We start from the raw sequence: 21,874 nt of genomic DNA, 5'->3' as shown, positions 1-21,874 counted from the left end.
ATGATCGCCTACGGGATGCTGCTGGGCTGGCCGCTGGTCGCCCTCTGCCTGTTCCTGACGATGCCGGTGGGGCGTGCCACGATCTGGACGATCCTGGCCGGCTATCTGCTGCTGCCGGTGATCGTGAATATCGATTATCCGGTGCTGCCGGCCTTCGACAAGTCGTCGATCCCGAGCCTGAGCGCGCTGGCGCTGGTCCTCATGATGTCCCGGCGCGGTGAATTCCAGTGGCCGCGCAGCCGGACGATCAACGCGCTGTTGCTGCTGTATGTCCTCGTGCCTCTGGTCACGAGCTTCAATAACACCAATCCCATCGTCATCGGCCCAACCACCCTGCCGAGCTACGGTCTCAAGGATGGCCTTGCGACCATGCTGGACAGGGCCATCCTCGCCATTCCCTTCGTGCTCGGCGCGGGCGTGCTGCGCGACGAGAAAAGTCACCGGCAGCTGGTCATGGCCTTCGCGCTTGCCGGTATCGCCTATTCGTTGCCGATACTGCTTGAGATCAGGCTGAGCCCGTTCCTGCAGACCAAGCTGTACGGGGTCATTCAGCAAGGCTATTTCGCCCAGCAGATGCGGTCGGGCGGCTTCCGCTCGATGGTCTTCCTCGGGCATGGCCTGCTGGTCTCGACCTTCTGCGCGATGGCGCTGATCGCGACGATCGGGCTGGCGCGGATGCGGATGCAGATATTCTCCATCCCGGCCGGCCTGTTCGCGGGTTATCTTGCTCTTGTCCTGCTGCTCAATAAGTCGCTGGCGGCGATCCTTTTCGTGGCGGTCGTGGCGGGGTTGTTCCTTGGTCTGCGCAGGCGCGCTTTCCTGAGCGCGGCACTGGCGATCGCGGTGGTCATCTTCCTCTACCCGATGGTCCGCACGGCAGACGTGCTGCCCCTGCGTAGCGCCGTGCAGCAGCTCAGCGTCATCAGTGCCGAGCGTTCCCGATCCATGGAATTCCGGCTCGCGAACGAGGACATGCTGCTTGAACGTGCCTGGGAGAAACCGTTCTTCGGCTGGGGCGGCTACGGCCGCAATCGAGTCATCGTGGAGACGCCGTGGGGGACTACGGCCGATCTCACCGTGACCGATGGCACCTGGGTCCTCGCGATCGGCATTTATGGGTTGGTCGGCTATTTCGCGCTGTTCGGCCTTCTCACTTATCCGTTCTGGCACGTCTTCACGCTGCGCCGATTCGCCTTGCCGGTGTCGAGCCTCACCTTGCTCGCAATGCATCTGGTCAATCTGTTGGACCTCATTCCCAATTCCTCCCTCCGACCGATCACCTGGATGATCGCCGGTGCGTTGGCGACGATGACGGTGGCGCGTGCGCGCGCACCGGTTGCGGCAGGATCGCGGACGAAAGCATCGCGAGGCGGCATGGCCGCCGGAGAGCCGGCCCTGCAGAACTGATGTGTGCGGGTGCCCACGCGGCGCCCGTGCTGGCATTTCCTGCGCTTCCGCATCCGCCGCGAAAAGGGCTCGTCCCGCAGCAAGCGCATTGGGATGGCGCGCCGCCGAGGCCACCAGCGGCCAAGGAATTTCCTGGGGCCCGACCGGGCTGGGCTCCAGTCGGGCAAGCGGCGGACCGCGCGCGCCCGGCCTTCATCCAGAGCCCGGCTTCCCAGCCAGCCCAGGAGGTTCCCAACGTGAACCTGGGTCGGTTGGTCTCAAATGATTAAAACGGTGTTAACCAGCATCTGCAAATCTTATTTGTGCAGCAACCCGCTATCCCGGCTCCAGGATCAATAAACGACCTGAAATGAAGGTCTCGCGGGAGCGCAATTACAATGAAAACTGTTAAGAGCGTTGATCGCTCATTCAAGAGGCGCGCCCTTGGCGCACTTGGTGTCGGTTCAGCGGCGTTGTTCAGCACGGCTGGCATTGCGGCTGCAACTTCTGCTACGGTCCTGTTGTTTACAGCGGTAAATGCAACATCGGGTGACCAGCGCGTGAAGTGGATTGAACCTGTCGTGTCCGTCCTTGGCCTTGCGTCGATGACGTCGTCCTCGAATCTGGTCGCTGGGCCGACCATCATCCGGCCGACCACCTCGACGACGATCGGCGCGCTGAACGGGAAGTCGACCGACAAGACGGCGGCACCGCGCAGCAGCCCTGGCACGAAGCTCGGGATCAACCTCGCGGCGCTTGGCTATTACGAGAATGGCCGCACCTTCATGAACCTGATGGCCGGCAGCCCCTGGACGCTCATCAACGCGCAGGGCAAGTGGGTCGGCATGCCCAAGGACCGGCTCGACGCGAACAAGAATGTCGTGCGTCTGGAAGGCACCGAGCAGGCAGCGCGCCAGCTCAACCTGCCCACGGCAGCCTATCGTGGCCTTTCGGTGGATATCAAGTGCACCTGGCAGGGTAGCGGCAGTCTCAAGATGTTCGGCGGCGTGGTCAAGAACGTGAAGTTCTCCGGCAAGTCGCTGACCTATACCTTCGTGCCGAAGGGCACGGACTGGGCGACGCTCATCATCACCAAGGTCGATCCGAGCGATCCGCTGCGGGCCATCGACTGCCGGGAGAAGGATGCCGATCCCAAGGCGCTGTTCGACCCGACTTTCGTGGCTGATCTCAAGCGCTACAGCACTGTGCGCTATCTCAAGTGGACCCGCGGCGTCGAAAGCAACGTCAAGGTCACCTGGGACAGCCGGACCAAGCCAGGCGATGGCCTGATCTACGACAGCGATGGCGTTGCCATCGAGCATATCGTCGCCCTCTCGAACGAGACCCGGACCAACCCGTGGCTGACCATCCCGTGGAATGCCGATGAGGATTATGTCCGCCGGTTGGCGACCTATGTCCGCGACAATCTCGATCCCGGCCTGGTGGTCTATGTCGAGAATGCCAACGAGGTCTGGAACTGGCTCTACGCAGTCACACATCAGGCGCGCGACGAGGGTGTCGCTCGCGGTCTCGCGACCAACGAGAACCAGGCGATGCTGCGGCGCTATGCCGAGAAGACCGGCGAAGTGATGGATATCTGGAGTTCGGTCTATGCCGGCAAGATGTCGCGCCTCGTCCGGGTGGTGGCTACCCAGAATGCCATCCCCTGGTCGACCAGCCAGGTTCTGGCGTTCAAGGATACCGCCAAGAAGGTCGATGCGCTTGCCACCGCACCTTATTTCGCCGCAACGCCCAAAGCGGGCGCACTCAGCACGGCTGCCGCGTTCAACAACTTCATGGACGTCAAGCTCGCGGAGACTGTCGACGATCGACTGGAACTGGCCAAGCAGAACCGGGACATCGCCAAGCAATATGGCCTGCGTTACATCGCTTATGAAGCGGGCCAGCACATCCTGAGCGCGGACGATATTCCCCAACTCATCAAGGTGCAGCGCGATCCCCGCATGGGCAAGCTCTACACCCGCTATCTGACCAAGTGGAACAACGAGATCGGTGACCTGATCATGCTGTTCTCCAACTATGGCAGCATCGGCCAATATGGTGCCTGGGGCATGCAGGAATATATGGGTCAGCCGCTCAACCAGGCGCCCAAGGCAAACGCGGTCGAGCTCTTCCGCCAGTCCTATGTGAAGTAAGGGCAAGGCCTCGATTATCTGCCGGCGCGGGCCTCACCGAAAGGCGAGGTTCGCGCCGGCGCATATCCGGCCGCGGCTATCCTGCTCCCCGAACCGCGAATGACGAAAGGCCCCGTTCTCTCCGTGCAGGAGGGAGCGGGGCCTTTCGCTCTCAGAGCTTGATGGCGAGGCTGATGCGCACGTCGCGGCCGGCGAGCGGCGCATAGTCCTTGAGCAGGCTGGCGTGCCGGCGGGCATTCACGTCGAAGATGTTGTTCGCGCTCAGGGTCAGGGAGACGCGGTCGGCAAAGGGCGCCGGTCGCCATCCCAGGGAGGCGTTGACGAGCGTGAAGGCGGCGGTGGGCGTCTCGCGCTCGCTCACCCGGTCCTGCTTGAAGGAATGCTCCGCTTCCACGCGGGCCGTCCATGCCGGATTGGTGAGTTCGACGCCGCCCAGCAGGCGCAGGGGCGGGATGCGCGGCACGGGCCGACCGCCTTCGAGCGAGGCCCGCGTCACGTCCATCAGGCCATCGAGCTTGACCGCCGTGCTGCCGAGCTGCGCGACGGTCCAGTCGGCGGAGATTTCCGCGCCATAATATTTGGCCTTGTCCTGCTGGTAGGCGAGGCAGGGGAATTCCAGCTCGTCGCCCCCCACCGCGGCGAGGCAGACCTCGTCATCGACGAGGTCGTCATAGATGAAGCGGTCGAAATGATTGTAATAGGCCGAGGCGGTCACGTGGAAATTGGTCCCGCGGCCATGCAGCGTTCCCTCGATGCCCCAGCCGCGCTCCGAGCTGAAATCTGGGTCGCCCAGCTCGAAGGACTGGCTCCCGTGGTGGATGCCGCGGGCGAACAGTTCCTCGGCGCTCGGTGCGCGCTCCACGCGTGAGAGGTTCACGCCCACGCGCCAGTCCGGCACGATCGCGTAGCTCGCGCCGAGCGAGCCGGAGAAGGTGTCGAACTTGCGGGTGAGGGCCGCCGAGCCGATGTCGAGGTCCTCCGCGCCGTCGATCTCGACATGCTCGAACCGTCCGCCTGCTTCCAGCCGCAGCGGGCCCATGTCGAGCGATTGCAGCGTGAAGAGGCCGAACGTGCTGCTGTCGATTGCCGGGAGGAACTTGTCCTCGCCTTCGATCCGGCTCTTGCGCAGCAGCAATTGGGCACCGATGGCACCGTCCCATCCGCCGCGCCGGCTCTGGACGAGCTCGAGGCGCGATTCGAGCCCTTCGACGAAGAAGCGCGCATGCACGTCGCCTTCTTCCTCGACTTCGGCATGCTCATAGTCCGCCCAGCCGGCACGCAGCCGGATCTGGTCGAGGAAGCCGCCGCCGACCGGCACGACCGCGCGCAGGTCCGCCCGGGTCTGGTACATGGCGATGCGCACGGCTTCCGCGCCATGCTCGTGGCCATGCTCGTCCTCATGGTCGTGATCGTCATCGTCATGATCATGGTCATGATCATGCTCGTCTTCATGCGTGATGTAGCGGATGGGGATGCCGTAAGTGGCATGCGAGCGCCCGAGCGAGAAGCCGATCGATCCGCCGTCGCTGCCGATATAATTGAGCCCGCCGGTGTAGCTCCAGGCCTCGATGGCGGAATTGGGCAGGCGGCCCGAAAGGCCCGCGAGTTCGTTGATCTCCGCCTCGTCGCTTTCCCGCGCTTCGGCGCGCTGCACGGGCCCCAGGATATGGCCGCCGGTGCGCAGGTCGCCGGTTTTCATCCAGCTGCCGTCCGCATGGAAGACGAGGCCGCCCGTCAGCACGATGTCGGCCTTGCCCGCTACCGAGCGTTCCTCGGCGGCCGAGCCGTAATTGCCCTGCAGCGCCAGGTCGAAGCCGTCGGTCGGCAGCCGGCTGGGCAGGCGCCCGTCGATCACGTTCACCACGCCGCCCACGGCCGATGCGCCGTAGAGCAGCGCGGCCGGGCCGTGCATCACCTCGATTCGCTCGGCGAGCAGCGGATTGATGGCCACCGCATGGTCCACGGACGTCGCGGAGGCATCGAAGCTGCCGATACCATCGGTCAGCAGGCGGATGCGGTCGCCCGAGAAGCCGCGCAGGATGGGGCGGGAGGCGCCGGGGCCGAAGGATGTCGCGCTCACGCCCGGCTGGCGGGCCAGCGTCTCGCCGAGGCTGGGCCGCAGGTCACGCACCAGCTCCTCGCCGCGCAGCACCGAGGTGCCGCCCAGAACATCGATATGGGCGCGGGGGATGATCGCCGTGATGACGATGTCCTCGGGATGATCCGCGTCATGCCCATGGCCGGCGCCGGTGTCCGGCGGCTGCGTGGCGCGATCCTGCGCCTGCGCGGGCAGGGCGGACACGCCAATGAGGAGAGCGGAAAGGGCGACGGAGCGCATGGCGCGCGCGGGGAGAGATGTCTTTTTCATCATGATATAACGTAACGAACTGTTCGTGCTGCACAAGCGAAAAAAACGGCGGTGGCGGGTTTGGATGGTGACTGAGGCGTGTGGGGCACGGGGCTGCGTCAGGGCTTGCGTGGCGATGGGTGATAAGGAGGAGGTGGGCGCTGCCGGGCCGGGGGTGGTCGTGGGTGGAAGCGATCTGGAAGGCACTTTGAGGGTGGCCAATCTGTCGATGCCGGCCCTAATTCTTCTAATGTGTCAATGAACATCAAGCATCTGGAATGGCATTCCAAGCGCGCACTTGCGCCGCGAGAGCGACAAGCCGTTCGTGCAAGTCAAGACGGTCTCTCAGGTCCGCGAGGGTCATTTTTTCTACTGCTGCATGAGCTAGCGCGACCTTGTTCTCTTTGTATCTTGAAAGGGCTGGAATCGCGGGGACATCCTCATAGATCCCGATGCCGAATGCTGGAACTCCACCGAGCTCGGCGATTACGCGCTCGGAAATGTAGTTTTCAACCTCTCGTCCCTCAGTGATCCAAACGAAGCCTCCTATCCGTTCCAGTTCCTCTTTGATTCGAAGTTTGGTTCCGTTGATCTTGATCCGTGGTTTTCTAATCCGCCCGCTCCCAGTTTTTCTGCCACCAAGATGGCGGTCGCTGTCCATCAAAAGAGCGGCGTTACGGTTCAAAGACATGAAAGATACCAAGTCGTGGCTCTGGTTGGGCGGTAGCGCGTCAAAATGGGAAAGTAGTTTTCCACCATAGAACATTACTGTGAAATGAACCCCTTCGATCAACTTTTGTTGAGAGATCAGTTCAATCCATTTCTTGATGTATATGCGATCTGAAGGGCCCTCCACCCATATGATCCCATTTGCTTGAAGAATGTCTGATGCTCTTACGTCAAGATCATTCAGAATATCTCTGCTATGGTTATATTCAATCGCGGTTCTAACTGAAGTTTCCCCCTGCCGGTGCTGGACATGAAGAATTTGGCTATTATCTCGCTTTGTAGACCAATCGATACAAACGGGTGAGTGGGTGGTGATCAGCAAGGTGAAGCCATGGGAATCTCGCTGTGTGGCCAGAAAGTTCAGTAGTCTCCTCAGCAGGGCTGGGTGAAGATTGTTCTCGGGCTCCTCGATAGCAAAAATGACTTTTGCCCAATCTGTCTGGGTTATGGCAGGCGCGAGACGAAGCGTCGCAAGCAATATGAAGATCGACTTCAGACTACTCCCCGATTCAGAGAGCCGAATGTCGCCCTTTTCATCCTCGCGAAGGAATATCTCCCAGTCCTGTGAGGAACTGTCTTCTCGGACAAGAATCTGAGTAAAATGACTGTCTCCTTGGTAGACCTCATTGAGATCAGCCAACAACCGAACCTCAACGTCGGCGCGCGGCAGGTCGTCGCTAAGGAGAAAGGCTCGGACGAGATTTGTAGTGCCTTTGCCGTTCGGACCGACCTCACGACCCATCCCCCTTGGTTCAGGGGTCACATCTCGCTCAGCGGCGATACGGATCATCTGAAGCCCCTCGAACGGCGAACGTAACGCTCGCATCAGCGCCTTGGTGATGTTTGGAGCAACCCGATGCATTCCGGAGAACTCGTCATCGCCTGCGGTCGGCTGCCAATCTGGGCCGAACACACGAGTCACCCTTTTACCGGTATAGGGCGCAGCAAACTTCCAATGATTACCCGGAATATCCCCACCGCTTGTGTTCTCGGGGAAGATTTGTCTAAGCGTTTGTGTATCCATAGTCTGGGTTAGATGTAGCTGAAAGGGTTTCCCGTTCCTTGCATGCTTTAACGGAACGTAGGATTTCCCGTTTCTGATGCAAAGTTCGACGGCGTCGATTAAAGCTGATTTTCCAGCATTATTTCTTCCGATGATGACGTTAATCGGCTGGAAGCTTTCGAAGCCGGTGGGCCTAGATCCGAAGCCCTTGAAGTCAGCTATGCGTAGCTCCACGTCATGGAGAGGATGAGATAGCATTGGTCCCCCCTTTTTTGCCGATCTGTAAGAGACAGTCCGGCTCTTACGTCCACAGTCTGCGACATCCCGACGAGGCACGCACCTCGACTTGTTGCCATAAATCCGGATCAAGGAAAGGTCGGTATTAGGGCGCTGGGAATATTTCCCGACCGGCCAACCTATCATTGTGTGTTGATCGTCGCCTGACAGGCCTCACCCCACAACCCAAACCAATCCGCCCGCCCCTCAGCCCCGTTCTCCACCCCCTCAGCGCGTGCGCGAGACGCCGCCGCCGGCCGGGTTGTCGGTCGGGGCGGGGGTGGCCTGCGCGGTGCGTTCAGCGACGGGGCCGGCGGGGAGGCGCTTGAGTTCGGCGATCTTCGCCTTGAAGGCCGCGAGTGCCGATCCGGAAAGCTGGGCGACCTGCGTGAACTTGATCGAGCCGGGGTTCACCGTCGCGCCGTTGCGATAGAGTTCGTAGTGGAGATGCGGCCCGGTCGAGAGGCCGGTCGATCCGACATAGCCGATCACTTGCCCGCGCCGCACGCTCTGGCCGGATTTGACCGCGATGCGGCTCATATGCGCATAGCCCGAGCCGATGCCGCCGGCATGCTGCAGGCGCACATATTTGCCATGGCCGCCATGCCAGCCGGCATAGTTCACACGGCCGTCGGTCACGGCATAGATGGGCGAACCGTGCGCGGCGGAGAAATCCACGCCGGCATGCATGCGCTTGTAGCCGAGGATGGGGTGGAAGCGCTGGCCGTAATTGGAGCTCATCCGGCCCGAGACGGGCGCCGCGAGCACGCCGCGCCGCTCGCCCACGCCCGATGCCTCGAACCATTGCTGGCGGCCGTCCTGCGTCCACTTCAGCATGTTGATGTCCTTGCCGCGCGCGCGCTCCAGCCCGGCGAAGAGCAGCTGGCCCACTTCCGCCTCGCCGGTTTCCGCGCGGCGATGGGCCACGATGATGTCGAACCGGTCCTCCGCGCGCAGGCTGCCCACGGAGACCTGGCTCGCCAGCACCTTGAGATAGGCCTGGATGGTGGAGGGCGCCGCGCCGGCGGCCCGCGCCGCGCGATAGAGGCTGCCGCCCACGCGCCCGCGGATGCGCAGCGGCGTGTTGTCGACCGCGATGGGGATGCGCCGCAGCGTCAGCGCGCCGTCCTGGCGGTGGATCTCCAGCGCCAGCTCCAGCCGTGCGCGCACGCTCAGCCGTTCGAGCGGGCGCGCGACATTGCGATTGGGGCGGCGGCCGAGGATCATCTGGAGGCGGGTGCCCGCGGCGATCGACTCGGGGTCCACCGCCTGCGCGACGAGCGCCAGCACGGCGCTGGCATCCTTGTCGCTCACGCCCGAGCGCGCCAGCGTATGCGCGAAGCTGTCGCCCGTGCCGAGCGCGGCATTGAGTTCGATCTGCGGGCGCTCGGGCGTCTCGGCGAGCGGCGCGACGGCATCGGTCGGCCCCATGCGCAGGCCGCTGTCGCCGCCCAGTGCCGATGCGCTGATCATCTGCGAGCGGAAATGGTCGAGATGGCTGGGGGCCAAAGTGGCGGGCACCGATCCCGGGATCACCGGCATGCCGGGGGAAAGCATGAGGGTCGTGCCGCACAGTGAGACGCAGGTGAACAGTCCCCGCCACCAGATGCGCGATCCGATGTTGCGGCCGAGATCGGGGACCAGCTCGACGCGGTTGGCCCAGTCGCCGATCCGGCCCTGCCAGCCGACGGACACCGCCGGGGCGGGCGCCCGGGCCGGGCTGTTGAGCCACAAGGTCCCGATGCTTGCACCCTGGTGCGGGTTGAATTCGATTTTCTGAAACACTGGGTTCGTCGCCCCCGAACGCTGTCCTGAAACAGCCGATCGTGATTCTGCCGGCTTTGGCAGAAGCTTTGTGAAATGAAGTGGTTAAAGTCAAATAAACAGGGGACGGGCCGAGTCCGCCCTGCGGCAGGCCGTGCGCCAGCATCGATCGGCCGGCGCGGCGGCGCTTATTTTTGCGCGGTGCCGCCTTTACGGCTTGTTCTGCCCCCGTCGCGGCGCCATGTCTGTGCCGACCATGTCGCGCCTTGCTTCTGCTGCCCTCAAGGCTGTTCTCGGACCGACCAACACCGGCAAGACGCATCTCGCCATCGAGCGGATGTGCGGTCATTCGAGCGGCCTCATGGGCTTTCCTCTCCGGCTGCTCGCGCGCGAGGTCTATGAGCGCGTGGTGCGGATCAAGGGCGCGGATCAGGTGGCGCTGCTCACTGGCGAGGAGCGCGTCATTCCCCCGGCCGCACGCTATGTGCTGGCGACGGCCGAGGCGATGCCGGTGCGCGGCGGGCTGGGCGCCATGCGGGATTTCGCCTTCGTCGCCGTCGATGAGATCCAGCTCGCGGCCGATCCCGAGCGCGGCCATGTCTTCACGGACCGGATGTTGCACGCGCGCGGGCGCGAGGAGACGATGCTGCTCGGCTCGGCGAGCATGGCGCCGCTTGTCCGTTCGCTGCTGCCGCGCGCCGAGATCGTCTCGCGCCCGCGTTTCTCCACCCTGCGTTATGCCGGCGCGGCAAAGCTCTCGCGCCTGCCCCGGCGCTCCGCCATCGTCGCCTTCTCGGTAGAGGAAGTCTATCGCGTCGCGGAATTGCTGCGGCGTCATCGCGGCGGCGCGGCGGTGGTGATGGGCGCGCTCAGCCCCGCGACCCGCAATGCCCAGGTCGCGATGTTCGAGGCGGGCGAGGTCGATTATCTGGTGGCGACGGACGCCATCGGCATGGGTCTCAATCTCAATGTCGATCATGTCGCCTTCGCGTCGCTGCGCAAGTTCGACGGGCAGCGCACGCGCCGCCTGACGGTGGCGGAGATGGCGCAGATCGCCGGGCGGGCGGGGCGCCACCAGCGCGACGGGACGTTCGGCGATGTCGGCGCGCTCGATGGGCCGCCGGCCTTCTCGCCCGAGGAAGTCGAGCGGATCGAGGAGCACCGCTTCGATCCCATAGAGCAGATCTTCTGGCGGGAAGCCGATCTGCCGATGGATCATGTCGGCACGCTGATCGAGGCGCTGACCGAGCGGCCCCGGCGCGAGGGGCTGCGCGCCGCGCCGGAAGCGGTCGATCTTGCGGTGCTGCGGGCGCTTGCCGACATGCCGGACGTGGGCGCGCGCGCGCGCGGACCGGCGCAGGTGGGGCGGCTCTGGGCAGCCTGTTCCCTGCCGGATTTCCAGAAGCTCGGCATCGAGCATCATGCCCGCACGGTGCATCGCCTGTGGGACTGGCTGAGCCAGGGCAATGGCCACATCCCGCAGGACTGGTTCGCCGGGCAGCTCGCGCGGCTCGACAATGTGCAGGGCGATGTCGATGCGCTGGCCGGGCGAATCGCGGCGGTGCGCACCTGGGCCTATGTCGCGCAGCGGGACGACTGGCTTGCCCAGCCGGTCGAGATGGCGGCGCGCGCCCGTGCCCTGGAGGATCGGCTGTCCGACGCGCTGCATGGCGCGCTGCGCCAGCGTTTCGTGGATCGGCGCACGTCCGCGCTGCTGCGTCGCGGCGGCGATGCGAATGCGTTTTTGGCAGTGGACGTGGACGATGCAGGCAATGTAACAGTCGACGGGTACAAGATCGGGACGATGCGCGGATTCCGCTTCGCCGTCGATCCGACTGCAAGGGCAGGCGAAAAGCGGTTGCTGTTGGCCGCTGCCGAACGGAGACTGGGTGCACATTTGAACGAGATGGCTCAGGCATTGCTGGCAGTGGACGACAAGGCGTTCAGCCTCGCCAGCCCTCCCGGAGGTGACGCACAGATCATCTGGAACGGGCACCCCGTCGCGACTCTCAGGTCGGGGCAGCGGCTGCTCGCGCCCGACATCGCTCTGGATGCGGGGCTCGGCGCGCTGGCGCCGGAGATCCAGCAGGGCGTGCGGGATCGCCTCTCCGTATGGATCAGGGGCCAGCTCGAGCGGCATGTGCCGGCCCTGCTCAAGATGGAAGCCGGCGCGATCGATCCGGCGCTGCCGCCCCCGGTGCGCGCGGTGCTGGCCCAGCTTGCCGACGATGGCGGCATCATGTCGCGGACGGCGCTCGACGAATCGCTCGCCCAGGTTGCCAAGGAGGATCGCACGCATCTGCGCAAGGCGGGCGTGGTGATCGGCGTGCTCGATCTTTATCATCCCGGCCTCATGAAGCCCTCGGCGGCGCAGTGGCGCATGGCTCTGCTGGCGCTGCGGCGCGGCGAGCCGCTGGTGGCGCTGCCGCCCGCGGGCGCGGTCCTGCTGCCGGCGTCCGAGGAGCTTGATGAAGTGGGCGCGCGCGTGGCGGGCTTCCGCAAGCTGGGCGAGGCCTGGCTGCGCATCGACATGGCCGAGCGGCTGGCGCGCGGCGCGCATGACGCGATCGCGGCGGGCAAGGCCTATGGCGCGGATGATCCGACCATCGTGTCGATCGGCCTCAACGAAGCGAGCTTCCTGGATCTCATGCGGCAGGCCGGCTTCCGGCCGGTGCCCGATGCGGCGGAAGGCGCACCGAACTGGCAGTTCAAGGGACGGCCGAAAGCGCGTCCCCGGCCGGAAGGCGAGCGGCGCCGCCAGCCTGGCCAGCGTGCCGGTCACCCGCGCGGCGACAAGCCGCAGAACCGGGGCGATCGCAAGGATGCGCGCGGCGAGGGGCGCAAGTCCGGCCGGCCGGACGAGCGGCAGGGCAAGGGCGGCGATCGCAAGCCGCGCCCCCATGATCGGGGCGATGGCGGGCGGGATCGCGCACCGCAACCAAGGCAGATCGTCGCCACGGGCAAGGCGCTTGCCGGGCTCGGCGCGCTGCTGGGCCGCGAGGACTGAGGCGCTGGCTGGGCGCGGCGGCGTGGTGCCGTTCGGTCATGGTCCCAGCTTGCGGCTGGACAAGTTCCTCTGGTTCGTGCGGCTGGCACCCAACCGCTCGAGCGCGCAGGCATTGGCCGAGCGTGGCATCGTCCGCTTGAACGGCCGGCGGATCGACCGTGCGCACGCGCCGGTGCGCATCGGCGATCTCATCACCTTTCCCCACGGCAATGCCGTCCGGGTCATCCGTGTCGAGCAATTGCCGCTGCGGCGCGGCCCGGCCAGCGAGGCGCAGACATGCTACAGCGCGGTCACGCCGGGCGGAGAGGAAGGGGCGGGCGCCCCAAGCTGAGCTGTTCCGCCCCATAGTCCTTGCCTGTTGACGCTCGCGGGGCGCGCGCATATCGCGGCGCCACATCAAACCCAGGGAACCCTCTGCCATGACCTACGTCGTGACCGACGCATGCATTCGCTGCAAATATATGGACTGCGTCGAGGTCTGCCCGGTCGACTGTTTCTATGAAGGCGAGAACATGCTCGTCATCAATCCCAACGAGTGCATCGACTGCGGCGTCTGCGAACCGGAATGCCCGGCCGAAGCGATTCTGCCGGATACGGAAAGCGGCCTTGAGCAGTGGCTGGAGCTCAACACGCGCTATTCGGCCGAGTGGCCGAACATCACGGCCAAGGGCGAGCCGCCCGCCGACGCGGACGCCATGAAGGGCGAGACCGGCAAGTTCGAGAAATATTTCTCCCCCGAGCCCGGCGAGGGAAGCTGAGCCGAAGCCTGCCGCTGCACCGGCCGATCGCGGCCGGTTCATGCCCTGTTCACCCGCCATTCGATATGTTCGGGAATGCGGTGCCTCCAATCCAATGAGAGGCGCCCTTTCGATTCCGGATGGAGTCATGAAGTTGCGCGAGAGGACGGCCCTGTCAGGCCGACCTGGCGATTGCGGTCGTGTAAAGCATCGGCAGGTCGCGGAATAACTGCACGTGGATGGTTAGCAGGCTGGTAATTTTGTTACGAATCTGTTAATTGACGGTTGAGGCGGCATTCCGCGCCGCTCGGGAGTAATTGCGCATGGCCTGTGGCTGGCACTGGAGCGATACCTCACTGACAGTGCGCCGCAATTCAGCCAGACATTCCAAATAGAAAGAGAAAGGTTCGCAAGAATGGCTGCTAAAGCGCTGTCTTTCGACGTCGGCGATTATGTTGTCTATCCCAAACATGGTGTTGGTCGGGTTATCGAACTCCAGAGCCAGAAGATCGCCGGCATCGATCTGGAGCTGTATGTCCTGCGCTTCGAGAAGGAGCGGATGACTCTGCGCGTTCCCACCAACAAGGCGGAAAGCGTCGGCATGCGCAAGCTGTCGTCGGACAAGACTCTTGGCGAGGCACTGGAGACGCTCAAGGGCAAGCCCAAGGTGAAGCGCACCATGTGGTCGCGCCGGGCGCAGGAATATGAAGCGAAGATCAACTCGGGCGATCTGGTTTCGATCGCCGAGGTGACGCGTGACCTGTTCCGCGCGGACGATCAGCCCGAGCAGAGCTATTCCGAGCGGCAGATCTTCGAGGCGGCCTCCAGCCGGCTGGCGCGTGAGCTTGCCGCGATGGAAGAAGTCGACGAGGCGACGGCGCTCAAGAAGATCCTGCGCATCCTCAACGAGGCTGCGCCGAAATATGCCCGCGAGCGGGTCGAGTAATCGGCCTGACAGGGGTGTGACGGGAAGGGCGGTGCCGTTATGGTGCCGCCCTTCCGATTCATGGGGACTGGCCGATTCATGGAGACCGGAAGTTTCCCTTTGCCGACGAGCGGGCTTGGCGTGCCCGGCGGCAATCTGTATTATGTCGACAATACAGTTTGGAGAATGGCATGAACGACAGGGCGCGTCTTGCGATCACCGGAGCAGTGGCGCTCGTGGCTCTGGTCGCGACAGTGGGTGGCCATGGCCTTGGCATCAGTTTCGGCGGGAGCAGTGATGACGAGACGTCCGAGGCGGCGCCCGAGGATGCCGTCCGCGGCGATGATGCCGTCCAGTCGTTCGCCAATCTGCGGGATTTCGACGGCGTGAACGTGGCGGGCCCCGATGATGTCGTCATCACGCAGGGCAAGAGCTTCTCCGTGCAGGCCGAGGGGGATCGCCGCGCGCTCGGGCGCCTGCGTCTCTATGTGAAGAACAGCACTCTCCATGTGGAGCGCGAGGACAACAGCAGGACCCGCGACACCGCGACGGTCCGCGTGACCCTGCCGGCGCTCACGCACATCTCGCTCACCGGCCCCGGCGATGTCCGGGCCGACCGGCTCCTCGGCAAGAGCGCGCGCGCCGAGCTGACCGGCCCCGGCGATCTGGCGATCGGCCGGATCGAGGCGGACGATGTCGAGCTGACGACCACCGGATCGGGCACCCTCACCGCCGGCGGGAAGGTGCGCAATGCCAGCATGTCCCTCACCGGCTCGGGCGATATCAAGGCCGAGGGGCTGGAGATCGGCGTCGCGACGGTCGACATTCTCGGTTCGGGCGATGTGACGGCGCGCGTCGTCGAGCGGGCGAAGGTCTCGGTCATGGGCTCGGGCGATGCCGTCCTGTCCGGCACGAGCAACTGCTCGGTGTCGAGCATGGGCTCGGGTACGGCGCGCTGCACCCCATGAGCGCGGCCGGAGACTGTCCGGTCGCGGCGCCGTTCCGCGTCCACGGTGCCGGACGGTTTCTCCTGTCCCTGCTGTGCGGTCTGGCGGCCGCCTTCGCGGCGTCGGGCGCGTCGGCGGCCACGCGCGGCTACATCGTGACGGATTTCGACAGCGTGCGGCTGGAAGGGCCGATCGACGTGACGGTGCGCACCGGGCGCGGTGTCTCGGCGCGCGGCGAGGGCGATGCGGACCTGCTCGATCGGGTGCAGCTCTCCGTTTCCGCGCGGGTTCTCACCATCCGCTTGCGCCCCTCGCCCTATGAAGCGCGGCGGGGCGGCACGTCGAGCGGGCCGATCCGCCTGTTCCTCAGTGCCCCTTCGCTGCGCCGCGTCCAGCTGTCCGGCGCGGGCACCTTGCGCGCCGATGGCCTCGCGCGGGCGCGCTCGGAGATCGTGACGGCGGGAAGCGGCACGCTGGAGATCAGCGGCATCGATGCCGACGACCTCTCCGTCGCGCAGCTCGGCGCGGGCTCGGTCACGCTGTCGGGCAAGGCCAAGCGCGTCGCGCTGCGGGCCTCGGGCAGCGGCGTCATCGCTGCCGAAGCGCTGCGCAGCGCCGATTTCGATCTCACGCTGGATGGTTCTGCCGATGTCACCGCCACGGCGGAGCGCTCCGCCCGGCTCATCGTCATCGGCTCGGGCAGCGCGCGGATCGAGGGCCAGGCCGCCTGCACCGTGAGCCGCAGCGGCAACGGCGCGGTCCACTGCGGCGGCAAGAGCTACTGACCACGCGTTCCCGGACTTACCCGCAAAAAAGGGAGCGCGCGAAAGCTCGCGCGCTCCCCTTGTGACATTCCCAAACGTCAGGAAAAGCTGACCGCCGATCGCGATCTGCCGCGCAGCATGGCGCCGGCCAGGCCGAGGCCGCCGATCATCATCGCCCAGCTCGCCGGCTCGGGCACGGCGGGCGTGTCGCCGCCGGTCGCATAGATGACGAGGCTGGAAAGCGCCCCATAATCGTTGAACGTCAGGGTGCCCAGGCCATCGCCTGCGTCGAAGCGATAGAAGACGCTGCCCTGGCCGCCGGTCGGGAAATTCTGTCCGCCGCCGACATGGAGGCCGATCCAGGTCATTCCGCTGATGGTCGGGATGCCGCCGCTGCCGAATGTGATGCTGTTCCCGCTGACATCGAACTTCCAGTTGTCGTCGAAATAGCTCCAGCTCTGCCCGGAGATATCGAGGCCGAGGTCCTCCAGAATGAGGACCTGATCGTCCCATTGCGGATTGCGGAGATAATTGCCGGAATAATAGCCCGCACATGCGAGGGCGGCCGGGGTGATGTCATCGAGTCCGGAAACGCTGCAATCCACGACGGGATCCGGAGCGGCCGCCAGTGCAGGCGCAGCGGCGACCACGGCCCCCGAGGCGAGGGCCAGAGCGATCAGCTTGTTCATTGTCCCACCTTTCTTACGCGATTTGCTGCACCTGCGAAGTAAATCCCAATCGACTCCAAGCAATGCAGCCAAGGCTTCACAATAAACCTCTTACGAGTCTCTTAAAGTTCATTAATCATGATCTGATCCATGCTTTCCAGGCATGCCCCAATATGAAACAGATCAATAATAATGAGACTTGATTGCAAGTATTGCCGGTGGCGTGTTCCGTGAAGCCACGCGCTATGGGATCGACCGTCCGGCTCGCCAAGCCCACTCAGGCCTGAACATGCCCGCTCCCGGATTCCACGCGGCGTCGGCCGCCGCGTCCGGTCAGACCCGCTCCGCCTGCACCACCGGCTCGATGGCGTGGAGCGCCGAGATGATCCGCGCGACATGGCTGGCGTCTTCCACTTCCAGATCGATGAGATCGGTATGGAAGGGGCCTTCCCGGTTGATGAGCTGCAGGTTGAGGATGTTCGCCCGGTTGGCGCCGAAGATGTTGGCGACAGCAGCGAGCGCGCCGGGCTGGTTCTTCACGATCACGGAGAGGCGCGCCGTGCCGCCCTTGGCCTGGCTGTCCCAGCTCAGGTCCACCCAGTCGGCGTCCTGCCCGGTCTCCAGCGCGAGGCAGTCGATCGTGTGCACTTCGATCGGCTCGCCCGGCCGGCGCAGGCCGACGATGCGGTCGCCCGGCACCGGGTGGCAGCATTCCGAGAGCGTGAAGGCGATTCCCGGCGTCAGGCCGATGATCGAGACGGCATGGGCCTGCTGCTTGCTCTTGCGGCCGGCCGGGGTTTCCTCGACGCTGCCGGGCACGAGCGCATTGAGCACCTGATCGTCCGACACGCGGTTGGTGGCGATGGCGATCATCAGCGCGGCCTTGTCTTCCAGCTTCAGCCGCTTGACGGCCGCCTTCTCCGCCTTGTCGCCGATCTCCACCGGCAGGCGCGCCACGATTTCCTCGTAGAGCTTCTCGCCCAGCGCGATCGTCTCGGCCCGCTGCTTCTGGCGGATGAAGCGGCGGATGGCGGCGCGGGCCTTGCCCGTGACGGCAAAGCTCAGCCAGCCCGGCTGCGGCTCCTGCGCGTCGGATTTCAGGATCTCGACCTGATCGCCATTTTCGAGCTGGGTGCGCAGCGGCACCACCCGGCCATTCACTTTCGCGCCGACGGTCTGGTTGCCCAGCTTGGTGTGCACGGCATAAGCGAAGTCGACCGGGGTCGATCCCTTCGGGAGCTGCTGCAGTTCGCCCTTGGGCGTGAAGGCGAAGATCCGGTCCTGATACATCGCCATGCGGGTGTGCTCGAGCAGTTCGTCGGCATCCTGGCTCTGCTCCAGGATTTCCACCAGATCGCGCAGCCAGCCCGCCTGGCCGTCCGGCTGGCTGCCGTCCTGCTTGTAGGCCCAGTGCGCCGCGAGGCCGAACTCGCTGTCGCGATGCATGCGCTGGGAGCGGATCTGGATCTCGATCCGCGCATTTTCCTCGTGCATCACCGTGGTGTGCAGGGATTGGTAGCCATTGCGCTTGGGCGTAGAGACATAGTCCTTGAAGCGCCCCGGGACCATCTTGTGGCGCTGGTGGATGAGCCCGAGCGCGCGATAGCAGTCGTCGGTGCTGTCCGTGAGGACGCGGAAGGCCATGATGTCGCTCAGCTGCTCGAAGCTGATGTGCCGCTCCTGCATCTTCCGCCAGATCGAATAAGGATGCTTCTCCCGCCCGGAGACGAGCACATGCATGCCGGCCGTGGTGAGCATCTCGCGCAACTGGTCGGCGATGCGCTGGACCTTGTCCTCGCCGCCTTCCTTGAGCTGGGCGAGGCGGCGGCTGATGCTTTCATAGGCTTCCGGCTCGAGCTGCTGGAACGCCAGCAGCTGCATCTCGCGCATGAACTCGTACATGCCGATGCGCTCGGCGAGCGGCGCATAGATATCCATCGTCTCGCGCGCGATCCGGCGGCGCTTTTCCGGCTTCTGGATGTAGTGGAGCGTGCGCATGTTGTGCAGCCGGTCGGCGAGCTTCACCAGCAGCACGCGAATGTCGTCCGACATGGCGAGCAGGAACTTGCGCAGATTTTCCGCCGCGCGCTGGTTCTCGCTCTGCGCCTCGATCTTGGAGAGCTTGGTCACGCCGTCGACCAGCCGGGCCACGTCCGGCCCGAACAGCTTCTCGATCTCCTCGGTGGTGGTGAGCGTATCCTCGATCGTATCGTGCAGCAGCGCCGTCACGATGGTGCGATCGTCGAGGAACAGGTCGGTCAGAATGCCCGCGACCTCGATCGGATGGCTGAAATAGGGGTCGCCGCTGGCCCGTTTCTGGCTGCCATGCTTGGCGACGGAAAACACATAGGCGCGATTGATCATCGCCTCGTCGGCATCGGGGTCGTAGGTCTTGACCCGTTCGACAAGTTCATATTGGCGCAACATCCCGTCCAAGATGGTGCGGCACCCCGCTTTTGCGCAACAGAAAAGTCAAATTAATTGAAAGACAATCATGCCGACGCCCCCGGCAGGCCGCGCTTCCCGCGCCTCGGAGGGCCCGCGGGAAGGGATGCCGCCGCCATGCATCCCCGGCGCGGCCTGCGCACGAACTTCGCGCACGCGCCATTGGCTATGCGCGCAATATCGGCTAGCGTCGCCTGATTATGGGTGCTCGCAAGGGTCTCGACGTCTTTGAGGGCTGCGCGCTGCCTGCCGCGCTGGAAGCGATGGGGGAGCGCTGGTCGTTCATGATCTTGCGCGCGGCGTTCAGCGGCATCGTCTATTTCGAGGATTTTCAGGGCGCCCTGGGCATTGCCCGCAACATCCTTTCCAGCCGCTTGTCCAAGCTGGTGGCCAAGGGCATCCTCACCCGCGAGCCTGTCGAAAGCGACCGGCGCCGCGTCGCCTATCGTCTCACGGAGAAGGGCAGGGGGCTGGTGCCGGTCATGATCGCGCTGCGCCAGTGGGGCGAGCGCTGGAGCGGGCATCCCTTCGCCGGCCCGGTCCTGGCGGACCGGCGTGACGGCAAGCCGATCCGGCCGGTCACCATCCAGGCGTGGGACGGGCGGCCGCTCGACCATCGCGACCTGTGCTGGATCGAGCCGGCGGACACCGGGACGACAACGAAGCCTGAATGCGAGGCCGCCGGGCATGCAGAACACTGAACAGAACGCCGCCCTGACAGTCATGCGCGCGCAACCCTTTTTCGAGGACAAGAACCGCGCGTTCTGGATCCTGCAGGGGCTGGGCTGGTCCGGCGCCTTCCTGCTGCGCGGCCTGTCGGGCATTGCCAATGGGCAACCCATTTCCTTCCTCGTGCCGGTGCTGATTTCCACGGTGACCGGCTATTCGCTGACGCTGCTGATGGCGGTGGGCTTCCGCTTCCTGCTGCGCCAGCGGCCGATCGTCACCTGGACGACATCGATCGCGGTGGCGATCTTCGCTGCCGGCACCTCGGCCTTCATCGATGCCTGGGTGTTCACCACGCTCAATCCCCTGAGCGAAGGGGGTGGTCTCAAGCTGTTCCTGGGCGCCTTCTACCTCAATTTCACGCTGCTGGGCGCCTGGTCGGCGCTCTATTACGCCATCAATTATTATCTCACCGTGGAGCAGCAGGCAGACCAGCTCCAGCGGCTGGAAAACCAGGCCAGTTCCGCCCAGCTTGCCATGCTGCGTTACCAGCTCAACCCGCATTTCCTGTTCAACACGCTCAACAGCATCTCGACGCTCGTGCTGCTCAAGCAGACCGATCGGGCCAATGCGATGCTCTCCCGCCTGTCGGCTTTCCTGCGCTACACGCTCATCAACGAGCCGACCGCGCAAGTGACGCTGGAGCAGGAGATCGAGACGCTGAAACTCTATCTCGAGATCGAGAAAATGCGCTTCGAGGACCGGCTTCGCCCCATCTTCGACATCCATCCCGCGGTGGCCGGCACGCGACTTCCTTCGCTGCTGCTGCAACCTTTGGTCGAGAACGCGATTAAATATGCCGTAACCCCGCAGGAGGAAGGCGCCGATATCGTGGTCACGGCTCAGCCCATCGGTGAAAATGTTCGGATCGTCGTGTCGGACACCGGACCCGGCTTGAACGGACATGACCAGCGCGTGACGAAGGGAACGGGCGTGGGCCTGGCCAATATCAGGGATCGGCTGGCTCAGGCTTTTGGGGAACGCCAGAGCATGGAAACACGTTCTCCGCCCGAGGGGGGCTACAGCGTCATCATCGAGATGCCGCTCTCTATCGCCGAACCATCAAGGGTAGCCGCATGACCATTCGCACCATTCTCGTCGACGATGAAAGCCTTGCCATACAGGGGCTCACGCTCCGTCTGGAGGCACATCCCGATGTGGAGATCGTGGAAACCTGTACCAATGGCCGGGAAGCCATCCGCGCCATCAAGACTCACAAGCCCGACCTCGTGTTCCTCGATATCCAGATGCCGGGCTTCGACGGATTTTCCGTGGTGCAGGGCGTGATGGAAGTGGAGCCCCCGCTGTTCATCTTCGTCACCGCTTATTCGGATCATGCCCTGCGCGCTTTCGAGGCGCAGGCCATCGATTATCTCATGAAGCCCGTCGACGAGCAGCGCCTCGCCGATGCGCTCGACCGGGCGCGCCAGCGGCTTCAGGAGAAGCGCAATGTCGTGGAGGTGGAGCGCCTGCGCGAAGTGCTGGCCGAAGTCGCGCCCGATGCCGTCACGGACATGGGCCCGGATCATGAGACGCCCGCCTCCAGCCGTTACGAGAAGCTCATCAACATCAAGGATCGCGGCCAGATCTTCCGCATCGACGTGGACACGATCGAGCGGATCGACGCGGCCGGCGACTATATGTGCATCTACACCGCCGACAATTCGCTCATCCTGCGCGAGACGATGAAGGATCTCGAAAAGCGGCTCGATCCGCGCAATTTCCAGCGCATCCACCGCTCCACCATCGTCAATCTCAGCCAGGTCCGGCAAGTGAAGCCGCACACCAATGGCGAATGCTTCCTCGTGCTCGAATCCGGCAGCCAGGTGAAAGTGAGCCGCTCCTACCGCGATGTCGTCGCGCGCTTCGTTCACTGAGGGTTTCATCGCGTTTCTTGCAAAGCAGCGCGCATCCTCCCGTCACTCACCACGGCGTCCCGGACCTGATCCGGGACTCCGCTGCCTGAATCCCGCCGGGCCCAGCCGGTTTGAGAA

At 64.5% G+C, this 21,874-nt stretch carries 16 protein-coding genes; 11 read left to right on the top strand and 5 right to left on the bottom strand.

All coding sequences use genetic code 11. From position 1 onward, the window contains the following. Together SLG_RS16885 and SLG_RS16880 are read left to right on the top strand one after the other, a co-directional pair. Positions 1-1,407: an O-antigen ligase family protein gene (locus SLG_RS16885; protein ID WP_051003798.1), complete on the top strand. Its 1,407-nt coding sequence runs from the start codon at positions 1-3 to the stop codon at positions 1,405-1,407. A gap of 584 nt (positions 1,408-1,991) precedes the next feature. Then, positions 1,992-3,542 (top strand): hypothetical protein, encoded by a 1,551-nt coding sequence (locus SLG_RS16880; RefSeq protein ID WP_051003797.1) that lies wholly within the window; start codon positions 1,992-1,994, stop codon positions 3,540-3,542. A gap of 151 nt (positions 3,543-3,693) precedes the next feature. Here SLG_RS16880 and SLG_RS16875 read toward each other — a convergent pair whose 3' ends face one another. From SLG_RS16875 to SLG_RS16865, 3 genes are all read right to left on the bottom strand, one after another. After that, positions 3,694-5,913, bottom strand: a complete 2,220-nt coding sequence (locus SLG_RS16875) for a TonB-dependent receptor (RefSeq protein WP_014077721.1) — start codon at positions 5,911-5,913, stop codon at positions 3,694-3,696. 241 nt (positions 5,914-6,154) lie between these two features. Further along, the gene (locus tag SLG_RS16870) at positions 6,155-7,879 is read right to left on the bottom strand and encodes an ATP-dependent nuclease (protein ID WP_158512735.1); all 1,725 of its coding nucleotides are present in this window, start codon (positions 7,877-7,879) and stop codon (positions 6,155-6,157) included. A 246-nt stretch (positions 7,880-8,125) separates the two neighbouring features. Next, entirely contained in the window at positions 8,126-9,682 is a 1,557-nt protein-coding gene (locus SLG_RS16865; protein WP_014077719.1) for a M23 family metallopeptidase, read from the bottom strand. Between the two features lie 235 nt (positions 9,683-9,917). On the opposite strand from SLG_RS16865, the gene SLG_RS16860 reads away from it, so the two are divergent. The 6 genes from SLG_RS16860 to SLG_RS16835 all read left to right on the top strand — a co-directional run bounded on the left by SLG_RS16860 (position 9,918) and on the right by SLG_RS16835 (position 16,062). Further along, positions 9,918-12,668, top strand: a complete 2,751-nt coding sequence (locus SLG_RS16860) for a helicase-related protein (protein WP_014077718.1) — start codon at positions 9,918-9,920, stop codon at positions 12,666-12,668. Between the two features lie 22 nt (positions 12,669-12,690). Then, positions 12,691-12,999, top strand: a complete 309-nt coding sequence (locus tag SLG_RS16855) for an RNA-binding S4 domain-containing protein (protein ID WP_014077717.1) — start codon at positions 12,691-12,693, stop codon at positions 12,997-12,999. Between the two features lie 88 nt (positions 13,000-13,087). Continuing rightward, on the top strand, positions 13,088-13,426 hold the full coding sequence (gene fdxA, locus SLG_RS16850) for a ferredoxin FdxA (RefSeq protein WP_014077716.1): 339 nt from the start codon (positions 13,088-13,090) through the stop codon (positions 13,424-13,426). Positions 13,427-13,820: 394 nt separating this feature from the next. Further along, positions 13,821-14,351, top strand: a complete 531-nt coding sequence (locus SLG_RS16845) for a CarD family transcriptional regulator (protein WP_014077715.1) — start codon at positions 13,821-13,823, stop codon at positions 14,349-14,351. A gap of 170 nt (positions 14,352-14,521) precedes the next feature. Next, on the top strand, positions 14,522-15,298 hold the full coding sequence (locus tag SLG_RS16840; RefSeq protein ID WP_014077714.1) for a head GIN domain-containing protein: 777 nt from the start codon (positions 14,522-14,524) through the stop codon (positions 15,296-15,298). After that, a complete protein-coding gene (locus SLG_RS16835) occupies positions 15,295-16,062 on the top strand; it encodes a head GIN domain-containing protein (RefSeq protein ID WP_014077713.1) in 768 nt (255 codons plus the stop codon). The genes SLG_RS16840 and SLG_RS16835 overlap by 4 nt, the downstream gene beginning before the upstream one ends. Before the next feature lie 77 nt (positions 16,063-16,139). Here the strand turns inward: SLG_RS16835 and SLG_RS22060 are convergent, their stop codons facing one another. Both SLG_RS22060 and SLG_RS16825 read right to left on the bottom strand, forming a co-directional pair. Next, a complete protein-coding gene (locus SLG_RS22060) occupies positions 16,140-16,730 on the bottom strand; it encodes a PEPxxWA-CTERM sorting domain-containing protein (protein WP_014077712.1) in 591 nt (196 codons plus the stop codon). Positions 16,731-17,042: 312 nt separating this feature from the next. Next, complete coding sequence (locus SLG_RS16825) at positions 17,043-19,136, bottom strand: RelA/SpoT family protein (protein ID WP_014077711.1); 2,094 nt, start codon at positions 19,134-19,136, stop codon at positions 17,043-17,045. Positions 19,137-19,354: 218 nt separating this feature from the next. Here SLG_RS16825 and SLG_RS16820 point away from each other — a divergent pair, with 218 nt between their 5' ends. From SLG_RS16820 to SLG_RS16810, 3 genes are read left to right on the top strand one after another with little or no spacing between them, the layout of a single operon-like run. Next, positions 19,355-19,855 (top strand): winged helix-turn-helix transcriptional regulator, encoded by a 501-nt coding sequence (locus SLG_RS16820; protein ID WP_014077710.1) that lies wholly within the window; start codon positions 19,355-19,357, stop codon positions 19,853-19,855. Continuing rightward, a complete protein-coding gene (locus SLG_RS16815) occupies positions 19,842-20,960 on the top strand; it encodes a sensor histidine kinase (protein WP_041392154.1) in 1,119 nt (372 codons plus the stop codon). The genes SLG_RS16820 and SLG_RS16815 overlap by 14 nt, the downstream gene beginning before the upstream one ends. Then, a complete protein-coding gene (locus SLG_RS16810) occupies positions 20,957-21,757 on the top strand; it encodes a LytR/AlgR family response regulator transcription factor (protein WP_014077708.1) in 801 nt (266 codons plus the stop codon). The genes SLG_RS16815 and SLG_RS16810 overlap by 4 nt, the downstream gene beginning before the upstream one ends. Positions 21,758-21,874 lie beyond the last annotated feature (117 nt).

This window comes from Sphingobium sp. SYK-6, from assembly GCF_000283515.1.
Taxonomy (GTDB): Bacteria; Pseudomonadota; Alphaproteobacteria; order Sphingomonadales; family Sphingomonadaceae; genus Sphingobium; species Sphingobium lignivorans.
Note: the sequence above shows the minus strand (reverse complement) of the source record. Positions and strands in the feature narration are given on the sequence as shown.